This is a genomic window from Bartonella refiksaydamii, assembly GCF_902652675.1.
GTDB lineage: Bacteria > Pseudomonadota > Alphaproteobacteria > Rhizobiales > Rhizobiaceae > Bartonella > Bartonella refiksaydamii.
On sequence record NZ_LR736303.1, the window covers coordinates 26076 to 35669 of the forward strand.

The window sequence follows — 9594 nt, forward strand, 5'->3', positions numbered from 1 at the left end:
CATATGTTTACGACACCCAGGTTAAATTAATAAACAACCCTTTTCTGTCTTTTCCTTTCTCGCCGGCATTGCAAAAAAAATAACTGCTTGGTAATGTAAAATTTAATAATGTTTTACTTGTTTTTTTAATTATCTAACTCCCGCGGATTTTGTAAGGAGAAAAAGCTAATCGTGCTGATATCAACGGAATCGTTAATAAGTACAAATGAAAAGAAACATCAAATCGATTTAACGATTTAGAAAAATTTTCTCATGTTTATGCATTTTTGTATTCAGAAAAATGAGGATCTCTCAGTGAACAAAACCTTATCTTAGATATAGCTTTCATATAAACATACACTAATTTGGATATCGTAAAAATGTCTATAAAACAAAATAGTAACTTCAGTTCACAAAAAGCTGAACTTGATAGTGCTGCTCTTTTTTATCACCAGCATCCAAAACCAGGAAAACTAGAAATACAAGCGACAACACCTCTTGATAATCAACGTGATCTAGCTCTTGCTTATTCTCCAGGTGTCGCTGCACCATGTCTTGCAATTCACAAAGATCCAAATCTTGCCGCTCAATATACTTCCCGTTCTAACTTAGTTGCCGTCATATCAAATGGGACTGCTGTTCTTGGACTAGGAAACATCGGTCCCCTCGCCTCAAAACCTGTTATGGAAGGAAAAGCTGTTTTATTTAAAAAATTCGCGAATATTGATGTTTTTGATATTGAAATTGATGCCCCCAACATTGAACAAATGATACAAACGGTATCTGCCTTAGAGCCCACATTTGGTGGTATTAATCTTGAAGATATAAAAGCTCCTGAATGTTTTGAAATCGAAGAAAAACTCCGTGCTAAAATGAATATTCCAGTTTTCCATGATGACCAACATGGAACTGCCATTATTGTTTCTGCGGCCGTATTAAATGCATTAAATCTTTCAGGAAAAAAAATTGAAAATGCCAAAATAGTTGCCTCGGGAGCAGGTGCCGCAGCTCTAGCTTGTATTAACCTTTTAGTCCGTCTTGGAGCAAAAGTTAAAAATATTTGGCTTAGCGATTTAGAAGGAGTTGTCTATGAAGGCCGCAAGACACTTATGGATCGTTGGAAAATCAATTATGCACAGAAAACTGATGCACGAACTTTATCGGAAATTATAGATAATGCGGATATTTTTCTAGGCGTTTCAGCAGGAGGTGTTTTGAAATCTGAGTATCTAAAAAAAATGGCTCCAAATCCATTAATTTTAGCACTCGCTAATCCAATACCAGAAATTATGCCAGAGGAAGCGCGTTCTGTGCGACCGGATGCAATGATATGCACAGGGCGCTCTGATTATCCTAATCAGGTCAATAATGTTCTTTGTTTTCCTTACATCTTCCGTGGTGCATTAGATGTCGGTGCTACTGCAATCAATGAAGAAATGAAAATGGCTGCGGTTCATGCGCTTGCTGCTCTCGCCCGCGAAGAAACTTCAGATGTTGCAGCACGTGCATACTCAAAGAAACCACCCAGTTTTGGTCCAAACTATCTCATTCCCTCTCCCTTCGATCCGCGCTTAATACTACGCATCGCTCCTGCCGTTGCTAAAGCAGCAATGGAAACGGGTGTCGCAATTCGACCAATTGAAAGTATGGAAGCTTATCATGATACCCTTAATCGATTCGTATTTCGTTCTGGATTAACAATGAAGCCTGTTTTTGCTGCCGCAAAAACAGCAAAACGTAAACGCATCATTTATGCCAATGGTGAAGATGAACGCGTGCTTCGAGCGGCACAAATTGTACTTGAAGAACAAACGGCTATTCCTCTCCTCATTGGCCGACCACATGTTATAGAAGCAAGATTAAAACGCTTTGGTCTAAGAATTCGACCCGGTATAGATTTTGAACTTACAAATCCAGAAAATGATCCACGTTTTCGTGATTATGTTAATTTATTTCTTCGCTACACAGGAAGACGTGGTGTTTCACCCGAAGTTGCAAAAACAATTGTTAGAACATCAACAACAGCGATTGCAGCCCTCGCTGTGATGCGTGAAGAAGCCGATGCAATGATCTGTGGATTAGAAGGGCGTTTTGAACGTCATCTTGAATTGATTGAACAAGTTATAGGGCTTGATTCAAATGTTCGTCATTTTTCTGCTGTGAGTTTGCTCATTTCTCCACGTCGTACTCTTTTTTTAACAGATACTTACGTCAATGAAGATCCTTCTGCAGAAGAATTGGCAGAAATGACAGTACTGGCTGCACAAGAAATTGAGGCATTTGGTATAACACCCAAAGCGGCATTATTATCACATTCAAACTTTGGCTCAAAAAATACAGAAAGTGCGCGTAAAATGCGCCGCGCAACTGAAATTCTTGCTGAATTATATCCAAATTTAGAAGCCGATGGAGAGATGCACGGTGATGCCGCTCTTTCCGAAGTTTTTCGTGATCGCGTTTTTCCCGATTCACGTCTCAAAGGCGAAGCTAATTTACTTGTCTTTCCAACACTTGACGCAGCTAATATAACACTCAATCTCGTAAAAAATCTAACCAATGCGCTTCATGTAGGACCTATTTTGATTGGAGCCTCACGTCCTGTCCATATCCTGACACCTTCGGTTACTTCACGAGGAGTTGTTAATATGACAGCTCTTGCAGTCCTCGCCGCAAATAGAAAAAACTCCAAAATGAGATAAATGAAAATAAGCAAACTCACAATAAAACTTCAAAGTTTTTCGAAGTTTTGAAATGTAGCATTTCACGCTCTGCAAACGTGCTTTCTCTATAGAAAAGGTAGCTATATTCTGGATTAAGTCTTTTTTTTGAAGGAAAAAGAGTTTAGAAAAGGAATATGTTTATTTTATGATAAGGAATCGGATATTGCCCTCTACGTTTGATAAAGTCGCTGATATTATAGCAGAAATCAGTGAAATTGATCGCTGCACAATCGCACCTGAAAGCCATACAATTAACGATTTGGGAATCGATAGCCTTGATTTTCTTGATATTGTTTTCGCTATTGATAAAGCTTTTGGAATTAAAATTCCACTAGAACAATGGACGCAAGAAATCAACGAAGGTGCAGCTGCAACGGAAGAATACTTTGTTCTAAAAAACCTTTGTGCAAAAATTGATGAACTCGTTGCCTTAAAACAGGCGGAATAATTTTTTATCATGTATGATCAAGCTGTACTCATTACTGGGATAGGACTTATAAGCTCTCTGGGTGAAGGAATTAATCATCACTGGGATCTCTTAAACAATCCTACAGTTACACCAAATCTTGACTGTACAACTTTTTCACCTTACATTGTCCATCAATTGCCCGAAGTTGATTGGAGTTTACAAATTCCCAAAAAAAGTGATCAACGGCAAATGGGCACATGGCAGCGCCTTGGTACTTATGCAGCTGGCCTTGCTCTTGATGATGCAGGCATGAAAAATGATGAGCGATTAACATCAACAATGGATATGATCGTTGCAGCAAGTGGAGGAGAACGTGATATCGTTGTTGATACACAAATTCTCTCACAAGCACGTAAAGTACCTGATCATGCTTTCATGTTAAATTCGGTTCTTTCGACTGAACTTCGTCCAACTTTATTTTTGGCACAACTCTCAAATCTTTTGGCTGGAAATATTTCAATTGTTCATAAAGTAACAGGATCTTCTCGTACGTTTATGGGAGAAGAAGGCAGCGGACTTTCTGCACTTCAAATTGCTGTAGCTCGTATTCGCTCAGGACAGAGTACACATGCACTGGTGGGAAGCTCTTATAACGCACAAAATTATGATATGTTGTTGTCCCATGAACTTGGAGGGCTCTTAACACGCGGTGGATGGACACCCGTTTGGGACCGTAAAAATTATCCTGGCGGCGGTGTTATAACCGGTTCTGGTGGTATTTTTCTTGTCCTTGAAAGTAAGAAACACGCAAGAAAACGCAATGCACATGCTTATGCTGAAATTAGCCAAATCATCACGGATCAAACGGACAGAAAAAAAATCCCGCTTAAAGAATCAATTGTATCAATGTTGAAAACAATAGAAGCTAAATCTGCTTTAGCTATTTCAACTGCTTCAGGATTTCACGAAGTAACAGCAGCAGAAAAAAGTGCTCTTGAGGCTGCTGATATATCTTACCGCGGAATTACAACATTATTTGGTTATATGCGGGAAGCGCAATTTCCTTTAGCACTTGCGCTTGCCGCACTTACTGTTAAAAAAAGACACAGTTTTCCAGCGTTAAGTGCTCATGAAAAGCCTTTTTCTAAAGAAGTATGTCAAGCGTTTGTGACAACCATTGGTATAAAAAGAGCTGAAGGTATAGCACACCTGACTACTGTTTGAAGGAGATTTCTATTAGTGGAATATAATGATCATTTTGGGCGTCCACTTGTCGCAATAACTGGAGCAGGAATTGTAACATCACTAGGACAAGGAAAGCACGAAAATTGGCAAAAGTTAACAAGTGGTGTGAGCGGCATTCATAAAATAACGCGCTTTCCCGTCGAAGGATTAAATACATGTATCGCTGGAACAGTTGATTTTCTTGAAGAAAGCACGCTCGGTGCTGCAGCCCTTTCTGAAAAACTTGCGAATCTTGCAGCAGTGGAAGCTATAGAGCAAGCAGACCTTGATAAAAAAAAATTTAATGGACCACTTTTTTTAGCAGCTCCTCCTGTTGAGCTTGAATGGAAAGCACGTTTTACTCTTGATCAAAAGGGCTCTAATAATGAACCTTCCTATGCAAACCTTCTTAAAGTCTGTCGCCATAAACTCCATGAGGCACTTTTTGAAACCACACAATTTGGAGCAATTGCAGAAAAAATTCAGAAAAGATTTGGAACAAAAGGACTTCCTGTTACACTTTCAACTGCTTGCGCATCTGGTGCAACAGCAATTCAATTAGGTGCCGAAGCCATTAGACGAAAAGAAACAGATCGTGCACTCACGATTGCTACAGATGGTTCAGTTTCAGCAGAATCTCTTATCCGTTTTTCATTATTATCTGCTCTTTCAACCCAGAATGATCCTGCAGAAAAAGCAGCAAAACCCTTTAGCCGTGATCGAGATGGTTTTGTTATGGCAGAAGGATCAGGGGCTCTTGTTCTCGAATCTCTCAAAAGCGCGTTAGAGCGTAATGCGACAATTTTAGGAATTTTAGCTGGCTGTGGAGAAACAGCAGATGATTTTCACCGTACACGTTCAAAACCCGATGCATCTCCAGCGATTGAATCAGTTCGCAAAGCCTTAGATGATGCAACAATAACCATCAATGAAATTGACTATATTAATGCACACGGAACCTCAACACCTGAAAATGAAAAAATGGAGTATCTCGCATTATCAACAGTCTTCGGTGATATTTTAGAAAATATTCCTGTCTCTTCTAATAAATCAATGATTGGTCACACATTAACTGCTGCTGGTTCTATAGAGGCCGTTTTCTCGCTTTTAACTATTCAATCTGGAATACTTCCTCCTACAATCAATTATGATGATCCTGATCCTGCTATCCCTTTAGACGTTGTTCCTAACCATAGCCGTAAAGCCTGTGTTAATGCGGTTTTGTCAAATTCATTTGGATTTGGAGGTCAAAATACAAGTCTTGTTATCACTGCATATAAAGGATAATCCTTTTAATATTGATCAAACTTTGTAACAGTTAACTTAACAGCCATATATTAAGGGGGATGATAATGCGTGCACTGCAACTATTGAATGAACGCCGACTTGAAATCACCAATATCGCCACGCCACCACCACCTAACCCTGATGAAGTAACAGTGCATATAAAAGCCGTTGCTCTTAATCATATTGATGTATGGGGCTGGCGTGGTATGGCCTTTGCAAAAAGAAAAATGCCGCTCGTAATTGGCGCAGAAGCTTCTGGTAAAGTTACTCAACTGGGGAGTAATGTTAAAAATTTACAACTTGGACAGATCGTCTCAATTTATGGTGCGCAAACCTGCGGAATATGCAAAGCGTGCCGTGAAGGACGTGATAATCTTTGCAATAATGTAAAAGGCGTCTACGGTTTTCATCTTGATGGATTTGCCTGTGAATTCGTCAATTTGCCGGCGCGACTATTGGTCCCAGCTCCTCCAGAATGTGATGAACTGCAAGCAGCTGTTGCTCCGATTACTTTTGGCACTGTAGAACATATGCTTTTCGATAATGCAAAACTACAAGCAGGGGAAACAGTTCTGATACAGGCAGGCGGTTCTGGTATCGGCTCTGCAGCTATTCAACTCGCAAAACACATGAAATGTACAGTTATTACAACTGTAGGTTCAGATGAAAAAATTGCAAAAGCACAATCTCTTGGAGCAGATCACGTTATTAATTACCGTAAAGATCGTTTTGAAGGCGTTGTCCGAAAATTAACCCAAAAAAAAGGTGTTGATGTTGTTTTTGAGCATGTAGGAGCTGATACATGGAGTGGTTCTTTGTTGTGTATGAAACGAGGAGCACGCTTGGTAACTTGTGGTTCTACTTCTGGAGTTACAGCACCGCTAAATCTCATGCAATTATTTCAGCAACAACTTAAGATATTTGGTTCATTTGGCTGTCGTATAGAAAATATGCAAAACGCCATGTGGAAAATGGCACAAGGAGTCGTACACCCCGTCATTGATACAATTGTTGGATTTGATGAAATTGATATAGCTTTAAAACGAATGGAAAACCGTGATATTTTTGGTAAAATTATTCTTAAAATTGATTAAATTACGATGAAGCTTTATATTAAAATTGTTGTATACCATATTAAAATTATAACAAAAAAGTCATTTTACTTATTGTGGGGATATCTACTCATTGGTTCCTTATTTATTTTAAAATATTTTCCTACCAACATTGGGTTTTCTTCGTTTTCTTGGTTAGCAAAAACACTTGGCCCCCTCACACACCGCCACCAGATCACACTCACAAACCTTAGATTTGCATATCCAGAAAAAACAGAAGAAGAGATTCAGAGCATCTCAATAGAAATGTGGCAAAATATAGGACAATTTCTAGCGGAATACATTTTTCTTGATAAAATTTTTGATTTTGATCCTCATGCGGAGAAGCCAGGCCTTATTGAGGTTAAAGGTGCTGAAATATTTAAACGATTAAAAAATGAAAAAAAACCGCATATTTTTTTCACAGCGCATACTGGAAATTTCGAACTTCTTCCTATATGCGCACAAAGTTTTGGACTGAATGTTACGGTGCTCTTTAGACCTCCCAATAATCCTTATATTGCAAAGCGAGTCCTTAAAGCTCGACAAACTTCCATGGGACATCTCGTCCCATCTAAGGCAGGAGCAGCTTGGACATTAGCAGCTAAGTTAGCAGAAGGTAAAAATGTTGGTATGCTCGTTGACCAAAAATTTCGCCATGGTGTTTTAGGAACATTTTTTAACAGACCACTTAAAACAAATCCTTTAATTATAAAACTTGCGCGACAATATAATTGTGATATCTATCCAGCACGTTGTATCCGTCTTGCTGGAGGACGCCATCGTTTAGAGCTATATGAGCGTGTAAAGCTTCCACTTGACGAAAAAAACGAAATCGATATAGCCGCTTCTACACAAAAATTAAATGATATTGTAGAAAGCTGGGTACGAGAATATCCTGGGCAATGGGCATGGCTACACAGACGTTGGAATAGCTAATATATCATAGTAGCATTTATAGGAGAAATATAAGTGTTAGCGTCAAAAGATATCAATGATCTTATCGCAATTGTTGCAGCATTACGAAACTGTGATGGCGGATGTCCCTGGAATGTAAAACAAACGTTTGATTCTCTCGTACCCTATTTACTTGAAGAAGTTTACGAGGTTATCGATGCCATTGAACGAAAAAACCGAATGGATCTTTGCGAAGAACTTGGTGATCTTCTTTTACAGGTCGTCTATCATACTACAATTGCACAAGAAGAAGGTTACTTTACTTTCAAAGATGTTGTTTACTCAGTCACTGCAAAAATGATTCGTCGCCATCCTCACGTTTTCGGAAATGAAGAACAAAAAAAACGTGGCTTTATAGCAGAAGAATGGGAGAATATAAAAAAAAGAGAACAAGCTGCACAAAAAAAGTACTGCGAAGAAGAAAATTTATCAAACAGTTCTACAACAAGCATTCTTACAAAAGTAAAAAGGATTCAACCAGCAGACCAAGAAGCACTCGCTTTACAAAAAGCCGCGGCTAAAGTAGGTTTTGATTGGCATGAAAGCCATAAAGTTTTTGCAAAAATAGAAGAAGAACTCAATGAGCTCAAAAAAGCAATCAAAGATGATAAAACATCACATATAGAAGAAGAGTTCGGTGATCTCTACTTTGCTTTACTTAATCTCTCACGTCACTTGAATGTTGATTCACAAAAAGCATTAAAAAAAACAAATACAAAGTTTCGAAATCGTTTTACCTATATTGAAGAAAATCTATCCGATCAATCTAAAACACTAGCTGATGCATCCTTAAATGAAATGGAAGATCTCTGGAATAAAGCCAAAAATGGAAGACAAAAAAACATGAGATTTCACCAACCTAAAAACCAAGAAAATCCTTAACTCATTAAATTCAATTGACTGATTTTGCAAGGGCAGGACGAAGTTCTACCGATTCACCACATCCACATGTGGAAACTTGATTAGGATTTTTAAATACAAAACCGGAACGAAGTGTTGTCACTTCGTAATCTACCTGTGTTCCTAATAAAAATAATACTGCATCATGCGCTATAAAAACACGAGCACCATTCACTTCAACAACATCTGCATTCAGCCCCTCTTCCTTTACAAGGGTAATTGTATACTCCATCCCCGCACAACCACCTTTTTTGATACCAATAAGAATACCACATGCATCTTTAGCATCCATAATCGCTTTAACACGATTTACTGCAGCTTCCGTTAAATTTATTACCGAAAAACGGCTCATCATTTACTCTTTTCTTTACAAACAAAAACTTTAAAAGTGTTTCATTTACAATATTTCATTTATCTGGTACACCTAATGCGAAACGGCAAGATATAAATTAAAATGTTTTGATCTTTTCCTATCGGGATGAAAACCTCATATTCGACCATTTGGATTTGTAATTCTGCAATCTGAAAATTCTATTTTTTATCCTTACATCTTATGCAAAATGCTCGTTTTATAAAAAATAAAAACAGAAAAAATTTTTCAATATCGTATATCTGTTACTATACTTATAAAAGTTTTCATATTTTTGAAAAAATCTCAATAAATGAACAGAAACACTAAAAAGGTATCATTTTTCTACAGTATCTCTTAAATATCAGAAAAAATGAATAGAATGAAATATTAAAATGCAAAGTTTTATTTACACTCGCGAAAGCTCTCTTCGAAAGAGTAAGAGCACTTTAGATTTTATTCTATTTATTTTTTCTCTTGCCTTTAAATAAACAGTTATTTAAGCGTTTTACACAGTTCGGAGCGTAGCGCAGCTTGGTAGCGCACTTGACTGGGGGTCAAGGGGTCGTGGGTTCGAATCCCGCCGCTCCGACCATCGTAGCTTGCCACTAAGTTTTGCACAATTTGCCACTAGGTTTTGTACCAATTTATTTTTTTCAAAAAGTTTTTTAAGGGGTT

8 protein-coding genes and 1 tRNA gene are annotated in these 9594 nt (G+C 38.1%); 8 read left to right on the plus strand and 1 reads right to left on the minus strand.

Annotated features, from left to right (window positions below; genetic code table 11):
* Positions 1-359: 359 nt before the first annotated feature.
* The 7 genes from GQO39_RS05650 (at position 360) to mazG (ending at position 8549) form a co-directional block, all read left to right on the plus strand.
* Positions 360-2678, plus strand: a complete 2319-nt coding sequence (locus GQO39_RS05650; protein ID WP_156851334.1) for an NADP-dependent malic enzyme — start codon at positions 360-362, stop codon at positions 2676-2678.
* Between the two features lie 184 nt (positions 2679-2862).
* Positions 2863-3147 carry an acyl carrier protein gene (locus GQO39_RS05655; RefSeq protein WP_040299145.1) on the plus strand — a complete coding sequence of 95 codons (285 nt, stop codon included), beginning with the start codon at positions 2863-2865 and terminating at the stop codon, positions 3145-3147.
* A 9-nt stretch (positions 3148-3156) separates the two neighbouring features.
* On the plus strand, positions 3157-4332 hold the full coding sequence (locus GQO39_RS05660) for a beta-ketoacyl-ACP synthase (RefSeq protein ID WP_156851335.1): 1176 nt from the start codon (positions 3157-3159) through the stop codon (positions 4330-4332).
* A 15-nt stretch (positions 4333-4347) separates the two neighbouring features.
* A complete protein-coding gene (locus GQO39_RS05665) occupies positions 4348-5619 on the plus strand; it encodes a beta-ketoacyl-ACP synthase (protein ID WP_156851336.1) in 1272 nt (423 codons plus the stop codon).
* A gap of 65 nt (positions 5620-5684) precedes the next feature.
* Positions 5685-6713, plus strand: a complete 1029-nt coding sequence (locus tag GQO39_RS05670; RefSeq protein WP_156851337.1) for a zinc-binding dehydrogenase — start codon at positions 5685-5687, stop codon at positions 6711-6713.
* A gap of 6 nt (positions 6714-6719) precedes the next feature.
* On the plus strand, positions 6720-7649 hold the full coding sequence (locus GQO39_RS05675) for a lipid A biosynthesis lauroyl acyltransferase (RefSeq protein WP_156851338.1): 930 nt from the start codon (positions 6720-6722) through the stop codon (positions 7647-7649).
* Positions 7650-7682: 33 nt separating this feature from the next.
* Positions 7683-8549: a nucleoside triphosphate pyrophosphohydrolase gene (mazG, locus tag GQO39_RS05680; RefSeq protein ID WP_156851339.1), complete on the plus strand. Its 867-nt coding sequence runs from the start codon at positions 7683-7685 to the stop codon at positions 8547-8549.
* A gap of 10 nt (positions 8550-8559) precedes the next feature.
* Here mazG and GQO39_RS05685 read toward each other — a convergent pair whose 3' ends face one another.
* Positions 8560-8919: an iron-sulfur cluster assembly accessory protein gene (locus GQO39_RS05685; RefSeq protein ID WP_156851341.1), complete on the minus strand. Its 360-nt coding sequence runs from the start codon at positions 8917-8919 to the stop codon at positions 8560-8562.
* 515 nt (positions 8920-9434) lie between these two features.
* Here GQO39_RS05685 and GQO39_RS05690 point away from each other — a divergent pair.
* A tRNA-Pro gene (locus GQO39_RS05690) sits at positions 9435-9511 on the plus strand.
* Positions 9512-9594: the final 83 nt, after the last annotated feature.